The 19,414-nt window shown below is 68.9% G+C and carries 19 protein-coding genes; 12 read left to right on the top strand and 7 right to left on the bottom strand.

From position 1 onward, the window contains the following. Positions 1-38 precede the first annotated feature (38 nt). From E0497_RS06500 to E0497_RS06515, 4 genes are all read left to right on the top strand, one after another. Positions 39-848 (top strand): mycofactocin-coupled SDR family oxidoreductase, encoded by an 810-nt coding sequence (locus E0497_RS06500; protein WP_137723973.1) that lies wholly within the window; start codon positions 39-41, stop codon positions 846-848. Beyond that, positions 848-1,681: a mycofactocin-coupled SDR family oxidoreductase gene (locus tag E0497_RS06505; RefSeq protein ID WP_137723974.1), complete on the top strand. Its 834-nt coding sequence runs from the start codon at positions 848-850 to the stop codon at positions 1,679-1,681. The genes E0497_RS06500 and E0497_RS06505 overlap by 1 nt, the downstream gene beginning before the upstream one ends. 11 nt (positions 1,682-1,692) lie before the next feature. After that, positions 1,693-2,511, top strand: coding sequence for an SDR family NAD(P)-dependent oxidoreductase (locus E0497_RS06510; RefSeq protein WP_137723975.1), 819 nt, complete (start codon positions 1,693-1,695; stop codon positions 2,509-2,511). Positions 2,512-2,738: 227 nt separating this feature from the next. After that, a complete protein-coding gene (locus tag E0497_RS06515; protein WP_137723976.1) occupies positions 2,739-4,316 on the top strand; it encodes an AMP-binding protein in 1,578 nt (525 codons plus the stop codon). 61 nt (positions 4,317-4,377) lie between these two features. Here E0497_RS06515 and E0497_RS06520 read toward each other — a convergent pair whose 3' ends face one another. From E0497_RS06520 to E0497_RS06535, 4 genes are all read right to left on the bottom strand, one after another. Beyond that, positions 4,378-5,106, bottom strand: a complete 729-nt coding sequence (locus tag E0497_RS06520) for a hypothetical protein (RefSeq protein WP_137723977.1) — start codon at positions 5,104-5,106, stop codon at positions 4,378-4,380. A 172-nt stretch (positions 5,107-5,278) separates the two neighbouring features. Then, entirely contained in the window at positions 5,279-6,037 is a 759-nt protein-coding gene (locus E0497_RS06525; RefSeq protein ID WP_137723978.1) for an FAD-binding oxidoreductase, read from the bottom strand. A gap of 46 nt (positions 6,038-6,083) precedes the next feature. Next, positions 6,084-6,503: a hypothetical protein gene (locus E0497_RS06530; protein WP_137723979.1), complete on the bottom strand. Its 420-nt coding sequence runs from the start codon at positions 6,501-6,503 to the stop codon at positions 6,084-6,086. 33 nt (positions 6,504-6,536) lie between these two features. After that, positions 6,537-7,655, bottom strand: coding sequence for an FAD-binding oxidoreductase (locus E0497_RS06535; RefSeq protein WP_421958314.1), 1,119 nt, complete (start codon positions 7,653-7,655; stop codon positions 6,537-6,539). 292 nt (positions 7,656-7,947) lie between these two features. Between E0497_RS06535 and clpB the strand changes: the two genes are divergently transcribed. Further along, positions 7,948-10,500: an ATP-dependent chaperone ClpB gene (gene clpB, locus E0497_RS06540; RefSeq protein WP_137723981.1), complete on the top strand. Its 2,553-nt coding sequence runs from the start codon at positions 7,948-7,950 to the stop codon at positions 10,498-10,500. Between the two features lie 54 nt (positions 10,501-10,554). Here clpB and E0497_RS06545 read toward each other — a convergent pair whose 3' ends face one another. Together E0497_RS06545 and E0497_RS06550 are read right to left on the bottom strand one after the other, a co-directional pair. After that, positions 10,555-11,139, bottom strand: coding sequence for a DUF1707 SHOCT-like domain-containing protein (locus tag E0497_RS06545; RefSeq protein WP_137723982.1), 585 nt, complete (start codon positions 11,137-11,139; stop codon positions 10,555-10,557). Between the two features lie 69 nt (positions 11,140-11,208). Further along, positions 11,209-12,819: a flavin-containing monooxygenase gene (locus tag E0497_RS06550; RefSeq protein ID WP_137723983.1), complete on the bottom strand. Its 1,611-nt coding sequence runs from the start codon at positions 12,817-12,819 to the stop codon at positions 11,209-11,211. Positions 12,820-12,986: 167 nt separating this feature from the next. Here E0497_RS06550 and E0497_RS06555 point away from each other — a divergent pair, with 167 nt between their 5' ends. The 5 genes from E0497_RS06555 to pyrE all read left to right on the top strand — a co-directional run bounded on the left by E0497_RS06555 (position 12,987) and on the right by pyrE (position 16,381). Continuing rightward, positions 12,987-13,364 carry an RNA-binding S4 domain-containing protein gene (locus tag E0497_RS06555; protein ID WP_277751668.1) on the top strand — a complete coding sequence of 126 codons (378 nt, stop codon included), beginning with the start codon at positions 12,987-12,989 and terminating at the stop codon, positions 13,362-13,364. 90 nt (positions 13,365-13,454) lie between these two features. Further along, positions 13,455-14,309 carry a DUF5666 domain-containing protein gene (locus tag E0497_RS06560; protein WP_137723984.1) on the top strand — a complete coding sequence of 285 codons (855 nt, stop codon included), beginning with the start codon at positions 13,455-13,457 and terminating at the stop codon, positions 14,307-14,309. 62 nt (positions 14,310-14,371) lie between these two features. After that, the gene (locus tag E0497_RS06565; RefSeq protein WP_137724083.1) at positions 14,372-15,058 is read left to right on the top strand and encodes a type III secretion system chaperone family protein; all 687 of its coding nucleotides are present in this window, start codon (positions 14,372-14,374) and stop codon (positions 15,056-15,058) included. Positions 15,059-15,160: 102 nt separating this feature from the next. Beyond that, positions 15,161-15,763: a LemA family protein gene (locus tag E0497_RS06570; protein ID WP_241665752.1), complete on the top strand. Its 603-nt coding sequence runs from the start codon at positions 15,161-15,163 to the stop codon at positions 15,761-15,763. Between the two features lie 84 nt (positions 15,764-15,847). After that, positions 15,848-16,381: an orotate phosphoribosyltransferase gene (gene pyrE / locus E0497_RS06575; RefSeq protein WP_137723985.1), complete on the top strand. Its 534-nt coding sequence runs from the start codon at positions 15,848-15,850 to the stop codon at positions 16,379-16,381. Between the two features lie 78 nt (positions 16,382-16,459). Here the strand turns inward: pyrE and E0497_RS06580 are convergent, their stop codons facing one another. Further along, entirely contained in the window at positions 16,460-16,969 is a 510-nt protein-coding gene (locus tag E0497_RS06580) for a hypothetical protein (RefSeq protein ID WP_137723986.1), read from the bottom strand. Positions 16,970-17,096: 127 nt separating this feature from the next. Between E0497_RS06580 and galT the strand changes: the two genes are divergently transcribed. After that, positions 17,097-18,197, top strand: coding sequence for a galactose-1-phosphate uridylyltransferase (galT, locus tag E0497_RS06585; RefSeq protein ID WP_170312891.1), 1,101 nt, complete (start codon positions 17,097-17,099; stop codon positions 18,195-18,197). A gap of 2 nt (positions 18,198-18,199) precedes the next feature. Next, on the top strand, positions 18,200-19,354 hold the full coding sequence (gene galK / locus E0497_RS06590) for a galactokinase (RefSeq protein ID WP_170312900.1): 1,155 nt from the start codon (positions 18,200-18,202) through the stop codon (positions 19,352-19,354). Positions 19,355-19,414: the final 60 nt, after the last annotated feature.

Here is a 19,414-nt window from a genome sequence, read left to right on the forward strand (position 1 = left end):
CGTGCTCGTTAGCGTCGGAGTGCGACGAAAGGAAGACCATGGCGCGGATGACCGGCAAGGTAGTGCTCATCACCGGAGCGGGTGGGGGGATCGGACGAGCATGCGCGGTCCGGCTCGCCGAGGAGGGCGCCGACATCGTCGCGCTGGATCTACCCGGCGACCACGGTCAGGCGGCTCTGGCCGAAACTGCCCGCGCCGCGCGGGAGCACGGCGCCCGTGTGGTCACTGCCGGTGTCGACACCCGTGACTTCGACGCAGTCACCGCCGCGGTGCGCGCGGGTGTGCAGGAACTGGGCCCGCTCGACACGATCGTTGCCAACGCCGGTATCTCCGACAATCCCGGGCCGTCGTGGGAGATCGACGACGAGGTCTGGAACCGGTCGATCGACGTGAACGTCACCGGAACCTGGCACACGATCAAAGCCGGTGTGGCGGAGATGAGCCCGAACGGTGGATCGGTCGTGATCACGAGTTCGACGGCCGCGATCAAGGCGGTGCCCGGCGCGTCGCACTATTCGGCGGCCAAGACGGCGGTCACCGGGCTCGCCAAGACGCTCGCGAACGAACTCGGCGCCCGCTCCATCCGGGTGAACACCGTCCATCCCGGCGCCGTCGGCACACCCATGACGCTCAACCCGGCGACGTTCGCCCGGCTGTGCCCCGACATCGAGAACCCCACCGCCGCAGACGCGGCCGAGGTGCTGTCGCGCCGGATGCTGCTGCCGGTGCCGTGGGTGGAACCCGTCGACGTGAGCAATGCGGTGCTGTTCCTGACATCGGACGAATCCCGGTACGTCACCGGCCTGCAGATGGTCGTCGACGCCGGACAGACCCAGAAGGTGGCGTGATGGCAGGACGTCTCGACGGCAAGGTTGCCCTGGTCACCGGTACCGCCCGCGGCATGGGACGCGCGCAGGCGGTCCGGTTCGCGGAGGAGGGTGCCGACGTGATCGCCGTCGACCTCTGCGCACCCGTCGACCATTCGACGACGCCCGGTGCGACGCCGGAGGATCTCGCGGAGACGGTCCGCCAGGTGGAGTCCCTCGGCCGGAAGATCTGTGCGTTCGAGGCGGATGTGCGTGACCAGCAGGCGCTCTCGGCTGCGGTCGCGGCGGGTGTGGAGGCGCTCGGGCGGCTCGACGTGGTGTGCGCGACCGCCGGCATCAGCTCGTCCGGTGCGACGGTCGAGATGGAGTCCGAGCAGTGGCAGGCCATGCTCGACGTCAACCTCACCGGCGTGTGGCGCACCTGCAAGGCCGCGATCCCGCACATCCTCGACGGCGGACGCGGCGGCTCGATCGTGTTGATCAGTTCCATCGCCGGGCTGCGTGGCCTGGTCAGCGTCGGCCACTACACCGCAGCCAAGCACGGCATCGTCGGATTGATGCGTTCACTGGCGAAGGAACTTGCTCCGCACCGGGTCCGCGTCAACACGATCCATCCGGCGAACACCCGTACCGCGATGATCCAGAATCCGGGCACGATGCGCTCGTTCTGCCCCGGCGTCGACCATCCCACGCAGGAACAGTTCGAGGCCGGCACGCAGACGATGCACCTGCTGCCCGTCCCGCTCATCGAACCCGAGGACATCGCCAATGCGAGCCTGTTCCTGGCCTCGGACGAATCCCGCTACATCACCGGCGTCACCCTGCCGGTCGATGCGGGCCACTGCGTGAAATAGGAGGGAACGTCGTGAAACTCGACGATCTCGCCGGCGGAACCGCCGTCGTCACCGGGGCCGGCAGCGGTATCGGTGCGGCCGCGGCCCGCCGCGCCGCCGCGCTCGGCATGAACGTCGTACTCGCCGACATCTCCGCCGACCGGATCGCAGCCGTCACCGCCGAACTGGCCGGCGTGAAGGTGCTCTCGGTTCCCACCGATGTGCGGGACCCGTCGGCCGTCGACGACCTGGCCGACGCCGCATACGACGAATTCGGTTCGGTCACACTGTTGCTCAACAATGCAGGACTCGAGTCGCTCGGGTACACGTGGGAGATTCCGGCCGACGAGTGGCGGCGGGTGATGGACGTGAACCTGTCGGGCGTCTTCCACGGAGTCCGGTCGTTCGTGCCGCGGATGGGTGCCGACCCGCGGCCGTCGCACATCGTCAACACGTGCTCGGTGGCGGGCGTCGCGATCACCCCGCGGATGATGGCGTACGCGGCGTCGAAGCACGGCGTGCAGGCCCTCACCGAGGGGCTCTATCTCGAGTGCGCCGAAGCGTTCCCGCAGATCACGGTGTCGGTGTTCAACCCGGCGCAGGTCGCGACCCGCATCTTCGAGGACACACCGGTGCACGACGCGACGACCGCCGACGCCGGCTACTGGCGCGAGGAGATCCGGGCCGGCATGACCGCCGACGACGCCGCGGCGCGACTGTTCGACGGCATCGCCCGCGACGACTTCTGGATCCTCACCCATCCCGAGTCGTTCGAGCGTCTCGCGTCCAAGCGCGCCCGGCTGCTCGGCGAGAAGCTGCGCCCCGACGACCTCTTCGACGGCCGCAACTGACGCTTCCATCCCCTCGCGTTTCGCGCACTTGTTGCGGGTTTTCGACCCCGGATCGGCGCGACAAGTGCGCAAAACGCAAGGGGGAGGACTGCACGAGCAGGTGGAACAGGTTCCAGTTTTGCGGGAATGGGGTTATCGTGACGGTGACCCGGACCACATACCGGCCGACTGTGGTGCGGCGGGCGCACTGCGAGCCGTCGCGGCACGAGTACGCAGAAGGAACGCACATGACCGACGAGCTCGCCGACGTCCTCCACCGCCCCCGTTACCTGGCGGACCTGCTGATCACCGCCCTCGACCGCAACGCTGACCGGCCCGCGCTCTACCTCGGTGACGTCGTGCTCACCGGCGGTCAGATGCGCGACCAGATCAGCTCGTTCGGTCAGGCACTCGCAGCGCTGGGGATCGGCAAGGGGTCGACGGTGGCGATGCTGTCGAAGAATCGGCCCGAGGTGCTCATCAGTGTCGGCGCGCAGATGGTGCTCGGCTGCCGCAACACCGCGCTCGCCCCGATGGGGTCGGTCGACGACCACGGCTACATCCTCGGTGACGCTGAGATCGAGACCCTCATCTTCGACCCGACGGCGTTCGAGGGGCGCGCCGCCGAACTGCAGGCCGCCGTCCCGACCCTGAAGAACCTGTTCTCGCTGGGCCCGTCGGAGGTGGGCGTCGACATCCTCGCGCTCGCAACGACGTTCGCGCCGCAGAAGCTGGTGGCCGCGGACGTCGACGGCAGTGATCCGTCGAGCATGGTGTACACCGGCGGCACCACCGGCAAGCCGAAGGGCGTCGTCAACACCTTCGCGTCCGGGGTGACGCTGCCGCAGATCCAGATGGCCGAATGGCAGTTCCCCGACGAGATGCGCTTCCTCGCGTGCACGCCGCTCTCGCACGCCGGTATGGCGTTCTTCGTGCCGACGCTGCTGCGCGGCGGTTCGCTCGTGGTGCTGCCGGCGTTCGAGCCGGGCGCCGTGCTCGAGGCGATCGAGAAGTACCGCATCACTGCAACAATGCTGGTGCCCACCATGATCTACATGCTGCTCGACCACCCGGACCTGAAGACCCGCGACGTCTCGAGCCTGCAGACCCTGTTCTACGGCGCCGCCGCGATGTCGCCGACGCGGCTGCAGGAGGGCATCGCGAAGTTCGGGCAGATCTTCTTCCAGTACTTCGGGCAGAGCGAGTGCGGCATGACGATCACCGTCATGCGCAAGGAAGAGCACGACCCCGAGAATCCCGAACGGCTCGCGTCGTGCGGGCGTCCCGTCCCGTGGCTCGACGTGCGCCTGCTCGACGACGATCTCAGCGAGGTGGCCCAGGGGGAGCTCGGCGAGATCTGCGTCCGCGGCCCGCTCGTGATGAAGGAGTACTGGAACAAGCCCGCCGAGACCGCGGACGCGTTGCGCGGTGGTTGGCTGCACACCGGTGACATCGCCCGCGCCGATGCCGACGGCTTCCTCTACATCGTCGACCGCAAGAAGGACATGATCGTCACCGGCGGCTTCAACGTGTTCCCCCGGGAGATCGAGGACGTCATCTCCGCGCACCCCGCCGTCGCATCCGTCGCGGTCGTCGGTGTGCCCGACGAGAAGTGGGGCGAGGCCGTCAAGGCGTGCGTCGTGCTGCGTGACGGGCAGGCCGTCGACGCCGCCGACCTCGTCGAACGGGTCCGTGCCGCAAAGGGTTCGGTGCACGCGCCGAAGTCGCTGGACTTCGTCGACTCGCTGCCGCTCACCCCCATCGGCAAGCTGGACAAGAAGGCCCTGCGCGCCCAGTTCTGGGCGGGTGCCGCGCGCTCGGTATAGACGCACACGACAACGCCCGGCCGACGAGGATTCGTCGGCCGGGCGTTTCCGGTTTCGAAGGTCAGCTGCCCATCGCGCCGCCGATGATCTTCCCGAAGTCGATGCCGTTGATGACGTCGGTGATCGAGCCGGTCGGGTTGGTCAGCGAACCGAACATCGACGTGCTGGCGGTGTTCATCGAGCCGAGGCCGCTGGAATCGAGGCTGCCGGTGACGGTTTCGACGGGGTTCTTGTCGCGCACCGTGACGCAGGCACCCTCCGTCGGCCACTCCTGGCTGTTCCAGTCGCCGGGCTTGGCCTGCACGCCGCTGACGAGCTGGGTACCGGGCTTCGCGTCCTCGGACACCGTGTAGGTCATCTCGAGGGCAGCGTACTTGCCGCCGGCCATAGCCCAGCCGTTGTTGGTGCGCTCCCAGTACAGGTTCTTGGCGGCGTCGTTGGTGAGGTGCGTTTCGCCCCACTTCTGGCCACCGGCAGCCCACGAGACGTTCAGTCGGGAGTCTTTCAGGGTCAGGGCCGGATCATGGAACTGGCCGATCTCCTTGAGCATCCAGGCGCCGCTCTCACGGCTCACCTTGGTCGTGTAGGTGATCGTGCCGCCCGGCGCGACCTCGGCCTTGTCGGCGGTCTGCTCGAGGATGATGCCGTCGGCCTTGAAGTTCCGGGTCGGCTGGCAGGTGGATTCGGCGGCGGCGGCGGTTCCGGCACCGACCGCGACGGTCAGGCCGGTGGCGAGCATGGCGGCACCGGCGCCTGCGGCGGCAACGCGTCGAAGTGTCGTGTGGTTCACGGAAGAGCTCCATTCAGTCGAAAGGCGTCGGCTGCGGTAGCCGGTCGGACGCACACGACACCGCATCTCCCCGTGCCGTGTCCCCGAAACACGTCCACGCAGGACTATATGGACGTCCGTCTAGTTCTGCAGCGGATTCGCGCGATTCGCCCGCATCGGGTCGTGGGAACTGCTAATGGATCGGATCGGACACGATCGCCTCCACCGGCGTGCCGCCCGCCACCAACCGCTCCCGGGTGGCGGCCACCATGCCCGGCGACCCGCACACCAGCACCTGATGGTCGGTGAACGGACCGTGGTCGGCAACGACGTCCGCGAGGGTTCCCTCCAGCAGGTCGTCCTCGTGGAAGCTCACCGGACCGACCTGCTCGACGATCCGGTCGTACCACTCGTCGGGGGCGCCCGGATCGGTCACGGACTCGACGACGGGCACCGTCGTGAGCCACGGCAACTGCTGCGTCAGCAGCCACAGCATGTCCGACGCGTACAGGTCGCGGCCGGTCCGCCCGCCGACGAACAGGTACACCGGCGGCGGACTGTCCACCAGTGTCAGATCGAGGATCAGCGACCGCATCGGTGCCAAACCCGTTCCGCCCGCGACCATCACGATCGCCGGACCGTCCACGTCGACGCTCATCTCACCGCGCGGCGCCGACATCGTCCACACATCACCGGGTGCCGTCTCGGACACGATCGCCCCGCTCACCCACCCGCCCGGAACACTCCGCACATGGAACTCGAGCTTCCCGTCCCGGGACGGCGGCAACGACGGAGACAACCGGCGCGGCAACCGCGGAAACTGGGGAACGGTCACGTCGACGTACTGACCGGACCGGAACGGCACCGGATCACCGATCAACCGCACCACCGCCACATCCTCACGAAGACGATGATGTTCGACGACGGTCGCGGTCCAAGACTCCTGCTGCATGGTCTCTATTGTCCGGGTCCACACGCGATGCGCGCGCCGGCGGGTGTCAGGCCGTCGCGAGACGCCGATTGTGCAGGGCCAGGGCCGTGTACAGCACGGCGATCAGCAGGCCGCAGACGGCGAGCGGGGTCCAGCCGGGCAGGGCGTCGACGCTGCGGGCGGTGACGACCGGCCCGTAGAAGGCCATCGGGGAACCGGTGCCCGTCAACAGATCCCACTGCCGTGGCCGAACCGGTGGGGAGCCCCGCCACGGCACCCGATGGCCCCGGTTCTCCCGCAGGACCCGCGCGGTTCCGGCCGCAGCCGATCCGGCCCCGACGACCGTCACCACCACCCCGGCGACCGCCGTGGTCGTCGACGGAGGAGTAAGAGTCAACAGCATCGCCACGATCACGATCGCCGTGATCGAGAGAGCGGCGAGCCAGGGGCGGTTGCGGGGCTCGGGAGAACTGGAAGCCGATCGCATGCCGTCCACGGACATCCTTTCAGGGAAAGCTGCTCAGCGCAGCGGATCGTAGGCGATCGCCTCGACCGGCGTCCCGGCGCGTTGCAGGGCGTAGGCGGTGGTCTTGACCATGGCCGGGGAGCCGCAGATCTGGATCTGTCGGTCGGACCAGGTGCCGAAGCTGCTGACGACGGAGCCGATGGGGCCGCGTAGCCGTTGGTGCAGTCCGTGTGGGGGTTCGAGGACGGGATACGGATGCCACCACGGGTTTTCGTCTTCCTCGGTGACGGGGACGATCGTGAGCCACGGGTTGCTCAGCGACAGGTGCCACAGGGTTTCGATGTCGTACAGGTCGCACGGGTAGGCGCCGCCGACGAACAGGTGGACGCGCGGGTTGATGCCGCGGTGCGCCATGTCCATCACCTGGGCGCGCAGCGGTGCCAGGCCGGTGCCGCCGGCGATCATGAGGACGTCCTTGCCGCAGTCCGGGTCGACGTGCAGGCCGCCGAGGGGGGAGCTGATCTGCCAGCGGTCCCCGACGGCGGTCTCGTTCACCATGGCCGGGCTCACCCAGCCGCCGGAGACCCGTCGGACATGGAATTCGAGCTGGCCGAACGGGTTCGACGGGATCGCCGGCGACAGGTATCGCCACATCTGTGGTCGCTGCGGGATCTGCACGCTCACGTACTGGCCGGGCGCGTAGGGGACGGGGGAGTCGCATTCGAGGCGGACGACGGCGAGGTCGCGCAGCACCCGTTCGTGGCTGACGACCGTCGCCTCCCACAGTGCCGGACAGTCGTCGGCGTCGGCGGCGTCGGACATCGTGGTGGTGACGAGCGCGATCAGTTCCCGCCACGCGGTATCGGCGGCCGGGGTCCACGGCGCGCTCGAGTCGACCTCGCGGATCGCGTCGAGCAGGGCATTACCGGCGGCCGCATAGTGCTCGCGGTCGACGCCGTACTTGCGGTGGTCGCGGCCCAACTGGGCGAGGAACGGCAGCATCCGCGCGGTGTCGTCGGCCCCGTTCACGATGTACTCGAGCGCGGAGACGATCTTGGTGCGCTGGCTGTCCATGCCCGCCGGGAACAGTGACCGCGTCAGCGGGAGCCGTCCGAAGAACTGGGTGTAGAACGTGCGGGCAAACCGGTCACGTCGCTCCGGGGAGGCCGTCACGGCAGCAAAATGTGTGCGGATGAGCCCGACTGCAGCCGTGTCCACGGTGTCCTCCCTCGCCTGTTCCCGGCGCCCCGAACCGCACGATCGCGTATCGGTGCCGTAACAAGTGTGCACCGTCGGGGGCGGTGCGTGAACGGTGCCTGCGCGGACCGTGGGACAGATCTCGGCAAACTCGTTAAAGTTGAGCGGAACAGACTCAACCTTTCGTGCGTTGAGCAGAACGACAGGCCGGGTGGAACGCTTCACCCAGGCACAATGATCTTGTTCGTCGTTTCGAGGAAGGTGACCAGTGGACTCGTTCTCTCCCACCACCAAGACCCAGGCCGCGCTGACGGCCGCCCTGCAGTCCGCCTCCGCAGCGGGCAACCCCGACATCCGGCCCGCACACCTGCTGGTCGCCCTGCTCGACCAGACCGACGGCATCGCCGCACCGCTGCTCAAGGCCGTCGGCGTCGACCCGACGGTGGTCCGTCGCGAGGCGCAGTCGCTCGTCGACCGGCTGCCGCAGGTCACCGGTGCCACCACGCAGCCGCAGCTCGGCCGGGAAGCGATCGCCGCGATCACCGCCGCCCAGCATCTCGCCACCGAACTCGACGACGAGTACGTCTCCACCGAGCACGTCATGGTCGGACTCGCGTCCGAGGCGTCCGACGTCGCCACGCTCCTCACCGGCCACGGCGCCACCCCGGCGGCCCTGCGGGACGCGTTCACCGCGGTCCGCGGCAGCGCCCGCGTCACCAGTCCCGACCCGGAGGGCAGCTACCAGGCGCTCGAGAAGTATTCGACGGACCTCACCGCCCGCGCACGTGAGGGCAAGCTCGACCCGGTCATCGGACGTGACACCGAGATCCGCCGCGTCGTACAGGTATTGAGCCGCCGCACTAAGAACAATCCGGTCCTCATCGGTGAGCCCGGTGTCGGTAAGACCGCGATCGTGGAGGGTCTCGCGCAGCGCATCGTCGCCGGCGACGTCCCGGAGTCGTTGCGCGGCAAGACCGTCGTATCCCTCGACCTGGGGTCGATGGTCGCCGGGGCCAAGTATCGCGGCGAGTTCGAGGAACGCCTCAAGGCCGTCCTCGACGACATCAAGAACAGTGCCGGACAGGTCATCACGTTCATCGACGAACTGCACACCATCGTCGGGGCCGGTGCCACCGGCGAGTCGGCGATGGACGCCGGCAACATGATCAAGCCGATGCTCGCCCGCGGTGAGCTGCGGCTCGTCGGTGCCACCACCCTCGAGGAGTACCGCAAGTACATCGAGAAGGACGCTGCTCTCGAACGCCGCTTCCAGCAGGTCCTCGTCGGCGAGCCGTCCGTCGAGGACACCGTCGGCATCCTCCGCGGACTCAAGGAACGCTACGAGGTGCACCACGGTGTGCGGATCACCGACTCCGCTCTCGTTGCGGCCGCGACCCTGTCGGACCGCTACATCACGTCGCGCTTCCTGCCGGACAAGGCGATCGACCTCGTCGACGAGGCCGCGTCCCGGCTGCGCATGGAGATCGACTCGCGTCCCGAGGAGATCGACTCCGTCGAACGCATCGTCCGCCGGCTCGAGATCGAGGAGATGGCCCTCGCCAAGGAGACGGACGACGCCTCGAAGGATCGTTTGGTCAAACTCCGTGAGGAACTCGCCGACGAACGCGAGAAGCTGAGCCAGCTCACCGCCCGGTGGCAGAACGAGAAGAACGCCATCGACTCGGTGCGCGGCGTCAAGGAACAGCTCGAGACGCTGCGCGGCGAGGAGGAGCGTGCTGAACGCGACGGCGACCTCGGCAAGGTCGCCGAACTGCGGTACGGCCGCATCCCCGAACTGGAGAAGCAGCTGGCCGCTGCCGCGGAAGCGTCGCACGGCGCGTCCGACGGTGCCGTCATGCTCAAGGAAGAGGTCGGCCCGGATGACGTCGCCGACGTCGTCGCCGCCTGGACCGGGATCCCCGCCGGCCGCATGATGGAGGGCGAGACCGCGAAACTGCTGCGGATGGAAACCGAACTCGGCAAGCGTGTCGTCGGGCAGACCGAAGCCGTGCAAGCGGTGTCGGACGCCGTCCGGCGGGCCCGCGCCGGCGTCGCCGACCCCAACCGGCCCACCGGATCGTTCCTGTTCCTCGGACCCACCGGCGTCGGCAAGACCGAACTCGCGAAAGCGTTGGCGGACTTCCTGTTCGACGACGAACGCGCCATGGTCCGCATCGACATGTCCGAATACAGCGAAAAGCATTCGGTGGCACGGCTCGTCGGTGCACCCCCCGGCTACGTCGGCTACGAGTCCGGCGGCCAGCTCACCGAGGCGGTGCGGCGCCGCCCGTACTCCGTCGTACTGTTCGACGAGGTCGAGAAGGCACACCCGGACGTGTTCGACATCCTGCTGCAGGTCCTCGACGACGGCCGCCTCACCGACGGGCAGGGCCGCACCGTCGACTTCCGCAACACCATCCTGATCCTCACCTCCAACCTCGGGGCCGGGGGTGACCGGGACCAGGTGATGGCGGCGGTGCGGACGGCGTTCAAGCCGGAATTCGTCAACCGGCTCGACGACGTCGTCGTGTTCGATCCGCTGTCCGAGGAGCAACTCGAGTCGATCGTCGACATCCAGCTCGACCAGCTCGCCACCCGGCTGCAGGCCCGCCGACTCACCCTGGAGGTGTCCGACTCGGCGCGGTTCTGGCTCGCGGTCCGCGGCTACGACCCGCTGTACGGGGCGCGCCCACTGCGCCGGCTCATCCAGCAGGCCATCGGCGACCAGCTCGCCAAGCTGCTGCTCGCCGGCACCGTCCGCGACGGCGACACCGTCCCGGTGGTCGTGTCCGACAACGGCGAGAACCTGGTGCTCGGATAGAACGCGCGGTGCGCCTGCCCGGTAGTGACCACTACCGGACAGGCGCACCACACGTCAGGACTCGAGTTCCTTGATCCGCTCGGCGGCCTGACGCAGCCGCTGCTTGCGGTCCGCGTCCTCGGATTCCTTGAGTTCCTCGTAGATCTCCTCGTCGGAATCACTGAATCCCAGGATCATCCGGGGCAGACCGAGCGTGACGATCAGGCTCGGCCACACCACCCACGCGTAGTCCCAGTCGACGACGTTGTTCAACACCAGGAACGACACCAGCGTGAGACCGAGGATCAGCCAGTCGAGCGACTCGATCCACTTGCCGCGCCGCAGCAGCGATGCGAGTTCGGACTCGGTGCTCTTCGACGGAACCGGTGCGGCGGCGGCGATGCCGGCGGTGTCGCCGACGGTGAACGGCACCTTGTCGATCGCGCCACCGGACGCACGCAACGGCACCCCGCCGGGCAGATCCCGGAACGACGGCTGCACGACGTCCAGCGTGCGGGCCGATGCGATGCTGCCGGTGCGTTCGTAGAACTCGTCGACGTCCAACCGCCCTGCCGCATAGTGCTCGCTGATTGAGTTCAGCGCATGCAGGCGTTCGTCGTCGCTCAGTCTCAGTTCACCGTCGCCGGATGTGCCGGTCACTGTCGTCGCCTCCCCGTCGGGCCCGGATCGTGTGCGTACCGATCGTAGGCGTGCCGACGGGGCGGGCGCCTACTCGATCGTGAACCCCTTGTACCCGACCTCGGCGACCTCGGCGATGATCGCGCTGTAGGCAGCGAGGCCGCCGATGAACGGCATGAACACGCGCGGCCGGCCGGGAATGTTGGCGCCGAGATACCACGAGTTCGCGGTGTTGAGCAGTGTCGTCTCGGCGCGGGTGCGGCATTCGTCGACCCAGTCGGCGACGGCGTCGGGAGTGCCTTCGATGCTGGTGGCGCCGCGGTCGTCGAGGTAGGCGATGGCGTCGGCCACCCAGTTCACGTGCAGTTCGGAGTGCAGCACCATGTTCGCGAGCACGGACGGGCTGCCGGGGCCGGTGAGGTTGAAGAAGTTCGGGAAGCCGTCGATGCCGAGCCCGAGATAGGTGCGCGGGCCCGCGGCCCACACGTCCTGCAGGGGGCGGCCACCGCGGCCGACGATGTCGAGTTTCTCGAGCGAGCCGGTCATGGCGTCGAATCCGGTGGCCAGCACGATCGCGTCGAGAGCGTAGTGCGCGTCGGTGGTGTTCAAGCCGTCCCCGTCGATCGAGACGATGGGCGCCGCCTTCAGATCGACCAACTCCACGTTGTCCCGGTTGTACGTCTCGTAGTAGCCGCTGTCGGTGACGATGCGCTTGGCGCCGATCGCATGATCGGTGGGGATCAGCAGGTCGGCGATCGCCGGGTCGTCGACGACGGCCCGGATCTTCTCCTCCCAGAACACGCGTGCGGGTTCGTTGGCGGCCCGGTCGGTCAGTTGGTCGGGGAACGTCTTGGAGTACAGGACGCCGCCGAGCTGCCAGCGCTGCTCGTACGCGGCGCGACGCTCGTCCTCGGACACGTCGAGCGTGTTCGACGGGTGCGGTCGGTGCGGGGAGCCACCGCCGGACGCCCACGACAGGCGTCGCCGCTCCGGGTAGTCCGCCTTCTGCTCGGCACGCGCCGCGTCGTCGAGGGGCGTGTTGCCGGCCGGGATGCTGTAGTTCGCGGACCGCTGGAAGACGAACAGCTTCTCGGCCTGCTCGGCGATGTGCGGAATCGACTGGATCCCCGACGACCCGGTGCCGATCACCCCCACCTTCTGCCCGGTGAAGTCGACACCCTCGTGCGGCCAGTGCGCGGTGTGAAAGACGTTGCCGGAGAACGTATCCAGGCCGTCGAAGGCCGGCGTGTTCGCGTTCGACAGCGGCCCGGCAGCAACCACGAAGAACCGTGCCGAGACGGCGTCGCCGCGGTCGGTGCGGACCGTCCACCGCAGCGTGTCCTCGTCGAGCGTCGCGGACGTGACCCGGGTGTCGAACGTGATGTCACGACGCAGGTCGAAGCGGTCGGTGACGTGCTCGAGATACCGCAGGATCTCCGGCTGCGTCGCGTACTTCTCGCTCCAGTCCCACTCCTGCTCGAGTTCGGGGGAGAACGAGTACGAGTAGTCGACGGATTCGACGTCGCAGCGGGCACCCGGGTAGCGGTTCCAGTACCAGACACCCCCCACCCCGGACGCCGCCTCGAAGGCGCGGACAGTCAGGCCCTGTTGCCGAAACCGGTGCAGCGCATACAGTCCGGCGATACCGGCGCCGACCACCACGACGTCGTACGACGCGTCCACCGACAGTTGTTCGTTCACGAGAAAGTCCTTCCACGAGCGCGGGCCGACAAGACCCGGAAACCTCACCCCTCGGGCGTCGAATTTCACGCTATGGCGGTGCGAACGGCCCCGGCACCGGGCCGTCCCGCCCAGCGGGTCGTTTCCCTTCGGCGGGGACGTTCGTCCCGGTCGGTAGCCTGGTCGACGTGACCACTTCGACCTCCGAGAGCGCGCGCGTCGACAGCTGGATGTGGGCGGTGCGCCTGTTCAAGACCCGTTCGCAGTCCGCGTCCGCGTGCCGGTCCGGACACGTTCGTGTCAACGGTGCCACCGCGAAGGCGTCCACCACGATCGGTCCGGGCGACGAGGTGCGGGTGCGCGCGGCAGGCGTCGAACGGATCGTCGTGGTGGTCCGGCCGATCGCCAAGCGGGTGGGCCCGCCGGTCGCGGCGCAGTGCCTGATCGACAACAGCCCGCCTGCGCCGACGCCGGAACTGGTGGCGTCGATCCCGCGACGCGACCGCGGGGCCGGCCGGCCCACCAAACGGGAGCGTCGCGACATGGAGAAGTTCCGCAGCCAGTAGACGCCCGAGGCTTCAGACGGCTCTCAGAGTCCGGCTCTACGCTGTGGTTTCGGCCGGAAGGTCGCAGCAGTCGACGAATGGGAGCCCGTCATGACGAACCCCGACGATCCGCGCACCCCGCAGGAACGCGCCTACGACCCGGCCGAGCAGACACCGGAGGCGACCGTGCAGTGGGCGCGCCCGGAGGACGACGCGACCCGGCAGATCGGGGCCGTAGGCGCACCCGAACAGCCGACGGTGCAGTACTCCACGCCCGACCCCTACCAGGCGTACGGCGCGCAGGCACCCAATCCGACGCAGACCAATCCGACGCAGACCTACCCGACGTACGATCCGCGGCTCGACCCGCAGGCAGCCCCGCCGAACCCGACCCAGGCGTACCCCACCTACTACGGCACCGGCGGCTATCCGCCGCCCGGGCAGCAGCCTGCCTTCGACCCCGCCCCCGGCCCGAAGTCGGGGCACAAGGTGGGACTGTGGGCGGCCGTCGGTGCCGGCGTCGTGCTGCTGGCGCTCGGGCTGATCGTTGGCCTGCTGGTCTCCGGCGGCGGCTCCGAGGACACCCCGACCGCAGCCGCCCCCACGACGGGCCGGCTCGCGCCGCCGCAGCCCACCACGAAAGCTCCGGGTCAGACGACCGCGCCGGACACGACGTCCCCGTTCGAGGGCGTCCCCGGTGGTGTCGGCGAACTGATCGGCAAGGCCGGCACCGCGATGGGCACCATCACCGCGAACGACGGCGGCACCCTCACTCTCGACGGACTCGGCGGTTCGCAGGTCACCGTCCGCACCACCGCCGACACCACGCTCATCTCGTTGACCGCCCGCTCGGTGGCGGATCTGAAGCCGGGGGAGTCCGTCCTGGTGCAGGGCGACACAGTGGAGAACGGGACCCTCACGGCAAAACTGATCATCGGGACGACGCTTCCCGACTTCGGGAACTGACGCGCGGCACCGGATACCCGGATCGGGCCGTCGAGTGGCTAGGCTGACCACCGATGACGGCTATGTGGTTCGGATTGGCAGCGATAGCGCTCCTGGGTGCTGTGGCACTGCTCTATGTCGATCGCACGCGACGCGACCAGACCGGTCGCGTCCGGGAGATCTGGGCGAAGGCGCAGGGCTACACGTACGTCACCGCCGACGAGGAGCTGCCGTCACGGTGGCATCGCGCGGCGCTCGCCAAGCAGGAGTACCTCGGTGCGGTCGACGTCGTGCGCGGTACCCGGCGGGGTGATTCCTTCGTCCTGTTCGACCTCGGGGACTCGGCGACGATCGTCGCCGTGCACCGCAGCGTCGGCTCCGACGTCGACATCGACCTGCGCCTCAAGTCGACGCCGCCGCCGCGGGACACCGACCTCAATCTCCTCGGTGCGATCGGCCCCCGTGTCGTCTTCGCGACCGACCTCGAGATCGCTCGCCGCGTGTGTGACCAGCGGATGGTGTCGTTCACCGAGACGGTGCCGCCGCAGCTGCAGATGCTGTGGAGCGAGGGTGAGTGGACGCTCGGCTCGCTGCCGATCGGCAGTTCGGGCCGCGACTGGGACGCCGCCATCGAGACCGTCGCACGCCTGTCCGGAATGCTGCGGGTCCTGCCGCCGGCCACGATGCCGTCGCCGACCGCGACCGTCCACGACCCGGGCCGTCCGGTGGCACACGAGTCGTTCGACGACGAGCACGAGTCGGCCACCTGACCGGTCCGGGATAGCACCGGGCGCGTCGTCTTAGTAGATTCCGCTGCTGTGGTTGTTGTGTCTCTTGTTGTCCTTGTTTTCGTTGTGGCCTGCGTGGCCTGCGTGGCGTGGGTGGTGGCACGCCTGCACCGGTTACGGCGCGATGCGTCGAACGTCGACACCTCCCTCCGACTCGTCCACACCGAACTCGACCGGCGCTACGAATACATTCCGGGGCTGATCCTCGCCGCCGCCGACACCGTCGGCCGCGACTTCGTCGCCCCCGTCACCGGTGCCCGCGCCCTCGCCATGCGCATCCGCGAAGAAGACCTCGACCCGGGTCGGCAGGCGGGCGCCGAGAAAGCCCTCACCGACGCCCTGCAGTCCGTCCTCGCGACCGCACGACGTTACCCGCAGCTCACCAACGACTGGGCGTTCGTCCGTCCCGCCCACGAACTCGACCTCACCGAACAGCGGCTCGCCGGCGCCGTCCGCGTCTACAACGACCAGGCCCGCAGCCTCAACCGGGCACTGACCACCTTCCCCGCCAACCTCCTCGGGAAACACGCCGGCATCGGCGAGGCCCCGCTGTTCGAGGCCACCCTCCTCGCGGTCCCACCGGTGGGCGCCACGGAATCGGATGTCACGGGATCGGATGTCACGGGATCGGACGCCACCCACATCGGCGAGCGGTTCGACGACCCGGCCGACGAGACCGCCGCATGAGGGCCGAAAGCACTGTGACGTGGCTTCCTCGCTAGGCTTTGGCACGACCAAGAACTGCCCGACACGGTGATGGGAGAACGGCAGATGACCGATCGCGACGAGCTCGCTGCGCTGGTACGCGAGCTGGCGGTGGTGCACGGAAAGGTGACCCTGTCGTCCGGCAAGGAAGCCGACTACTACGTCGACCTGCGCCGCGCCACCCTCCACCACCGCGCCGCCCCCCTCATCGGCTCCCTCCTGCGTGAACTGGTCGCCGACTGGGACTTCGACGCCGTCGGCGGACTCACCATGGGCGCCGACCCCGTCGCCATGGCCGTCATGCACGCCGAAGGCCGCCCCATCGACGCCTTCGTCGTCCGCAAGGCCGCCAAAGCCCACGGCATGCAGCGTCAGATCGAAGGCCCCGACATCGTCGGCAAACGTGTCCTCGTCGTCGAAGACACCACCACCACCGGCAACTCGCCGCTCACCGCCGTCCAGGCCCTCCGTGACGCCGGCGCCACCGTCGTCGGCGTCGCCACCGTCGTCGACCGCGCCACCGGCGCCGACGCCGTCATCGCCGCCGAAGGCCTCGAATACCGCTCGCTCCTCGGACTCGGGGACCTCGGGCTGAACTGAGCTTCGCCTTTGCAGCTGAAGGGACCCGTTGTGCGCTCCTGGCGAACAAAGGGTCCCTTCAGCTCGTGAGGTGGGTGGTCAGGGGGCGAGGTAGTACCCCTGGACGGGCACGGACATCTGCGGGCGGAGTTGGAACCACGGGTTGATCCAACCTGCTACAACGGTGAGTGATTGAACACCGGGTCCCGGGTAGATCTCGGTGCGGACGGTCGGCCCGGGAGCTTCCCCTGAGAGGATCTCGACCTCACGGAGTTCGCGACCGAAGAGTCCCTGGCTGGACACGATCGAGACCTGCACGCGGCACGTTCGGTTCTGTTCCCACCCCGGACCGACGCCGTGCATGCCGCGCGGTGTCAGTGCGATGGTGGCCACGCCGGGGCGCGCGGGGTCGGTTTCGACGGCAGTGTCGATGATGCCGGTGCAGAAGTCGTTCTGCCCGAGAGTGGGCATTGTCGGACCGTTGAGGCTCAGATGCACGAGCGGCGCCGGCGCCGGTGCGGCCGACGCGGTTCCGGCGATGCCGGTGACGGCGACAGTGGTGACGGCCGCGGCGCCGAGTGCGCGCACGGCAAGGTTGCGAAGTTTCATGTGTATCCCCCGTGGTGGTGCATTCCCCCGGCTATCTGTAACCGAGGGTGTCGGAAAAATAGCCGTGTGCATGGTGGCACAGCCACGGAGGCGTCATCGAACCCGGGGGTCCGCTTATCGTGGGTTCATGCCGATCCGCACCACCCGCACCCGTCTGTCCGACGGGCGCGAGTTGATCTACTTCGACGACACGGCACCGTTACCGGCCCGCGACGTCTCCGACGGCCGGGCGCTCGATCCGGTACGGGTGGCGTCGACCATGCGGTACGACGTGTTGACCGGCGAGTGGGTGACGACGGCGGCCCACCGGATGACTCGCACGTTCCTGCCGAGCGACGACGAGTGCCCGCTGTGTCCGACGCGGCCGGGACGCCCGGCGACGGAGATCCCGGCCGCCGACTACGACGTCGTCGTATTCGAGAACCGTTTCCCTGCACTGGGATCCGATCTTCCGGTCGCGGAATGTGTCGACGGGGAGAGCCTCTGGCCACAGCGGCCGGCCGCGGGTCGCTGCGAGGTGGTGAGTTTCACGAGCGACCACGACCGCAGTGTCGCGCAGTTGACGCCGGGCCGCGTGCGCACGGTGCTCGAGGCGCTGCGCGACCGGACCTGCGAGCTGTCGGCGAGGCCGGACGTCGCCCAGGTGTACTGCTTCGAGAACCGGGGCACCGAGATCGGGGTGACGCTGACGCACCCGCACGGCCAGATCTACGCCTACCCCGAGCTGCCGCCGCGCACGACGACACTGCTGCGACAGGCGGCGCAGCATCGAAATTGTACGGGGCGCAACTTGTTACGTGACATGCTCGACGCCGAACGTCGCGCCGGCACCCGCATCGTGGTCGACGGTGAGCACTGGACCGCGTACGTGCCGGCGGCCGCGCGCTGGCCCGTCGACCTGCACGTCGCGCCCCGCCGGGACGTCGCCGATCTCACCGAACTGCACGACGCCGAACTCGAGGAACTGTCACACGTCTATCTCGATGTCCTCGGGCGGCTCGACCGATTCTTCGACGGCGTCGACCGGCTGCCGTACATCGCCGGCTGGCACCAGGCGCCCGTCGGAGCGGGGCGCGATCTCGGTCGGCTGTACCTGCACGTGTTCTCCCTCATGCGATCCCCGCACCGGATGAAGTACCTCGCCGCCTCCGAGTCGGGGATGGGCGCGTGGATCTCCGACACCACCCCCGAGACCATCGCGCAGCGATTCCGGGAGGTCGCGCCGTGACCATGTGGTTCCGCCCGATTTCCGACAGTGAACTCTGTTCGGCCGCAACAGAGTTGTTCATGCGTGAGTTCGGTGCGGAGCCGGAGTTCGTGTGGGCCGCGCCGGGCCGGGTGAACCTCATCGGCGAGCACGTCGACTATGCGGGCGGGCTGTGCCTGCCGATCGCGTTGCCGCACAGCACCGTCGTCGCCGTCGCACCCCGCACCGACGGAGTGATCCGGTTGCGGTCGACGGCCGGGCAGTCGTGGGACGGGCGTATCGACGCCGTCGGTCCGGGGTGCCCGGCCGGGTGGGCGGCATATCCGGCGGGGGTGCTGTGGGCGCTCGGCCAGCGGGGCGGGGTGGATGCAGTCTTCGTGTCGAGCGTGCCGATCGGGGCGGGGCTGTCGAGTTCCGCGGCCCTGGAATGCAGCCTCGCCGCGGCCGTGTCGTCGGACACGGACCGGACGGTGCTCGCCGCGGCCTGCGTGCGCGCCGAGAACGAGATCGCTCTCGCACCGACCGGCGGCATGGACCAGGCGGCGTCGCTGCTGACCGTGGAAGGCCATGCACTGCTGGTGGATTCCGCGTCCGGGCAGACGCGACACGTGCCGTTCGATCCGTCCGCGCACGGGCTCGAACTGCTCGTGATCGACACCCGAACCCCGCACCGGCTCGTCGACGGACAGTACGCGAACCGTCGATCCGCGGTGGAGCGGGCGGCCCGACGCCTCGGTGTCGCATCGCTGCGGGAGCTCGCGGACCGGGGCCACGACGGCGCAGACGCGGTGCGGTCGCTGAAGGACGACGTCCTGCGGCGTCGAGCATGGCATGTGATCAGTGGGATCGACCGCGTCCGGCTCGCCGTGACGGCCCTCGAGGCAACGGATTTCGCGGAGTTCGGACGGCTGCTGACCGCATCGCACCTGTCGTTGCGCCACGACTTCGCGGTGTCGTGCCCCGAACTCGACACCGCCGTCGGAGCGGCCATGGCAGCGGGCGCGCTCGGTGCCCGCATGACCGGCGGCGGCTTCGGTGGCTCCGCGATCGCCCTCGTCCCCGCCGATCGGACCGCCGACGTCGTCGAGCATGCGCGACGACTCGCGGCGGAGCGGCATCACCCGGACCCGGCCTTCGCGACGGTCACGGCGTCGGCGCCGGCGCGTCGACTGTCCTGACCCGACCAACCACCCGCCCAATGCTGCCCGCCTTGCCCCTCGACGCGTTTCGCGCACTTG

It is taken from the genome of Prescottella subtropica (assembly GCF_005434945.1).
Lineage (GTDB): Bacteria > Actinomycetota > Actinomycetes > Mycobacteriales > Mycobacteriaceae > Prescottella > Prescottella subtropica.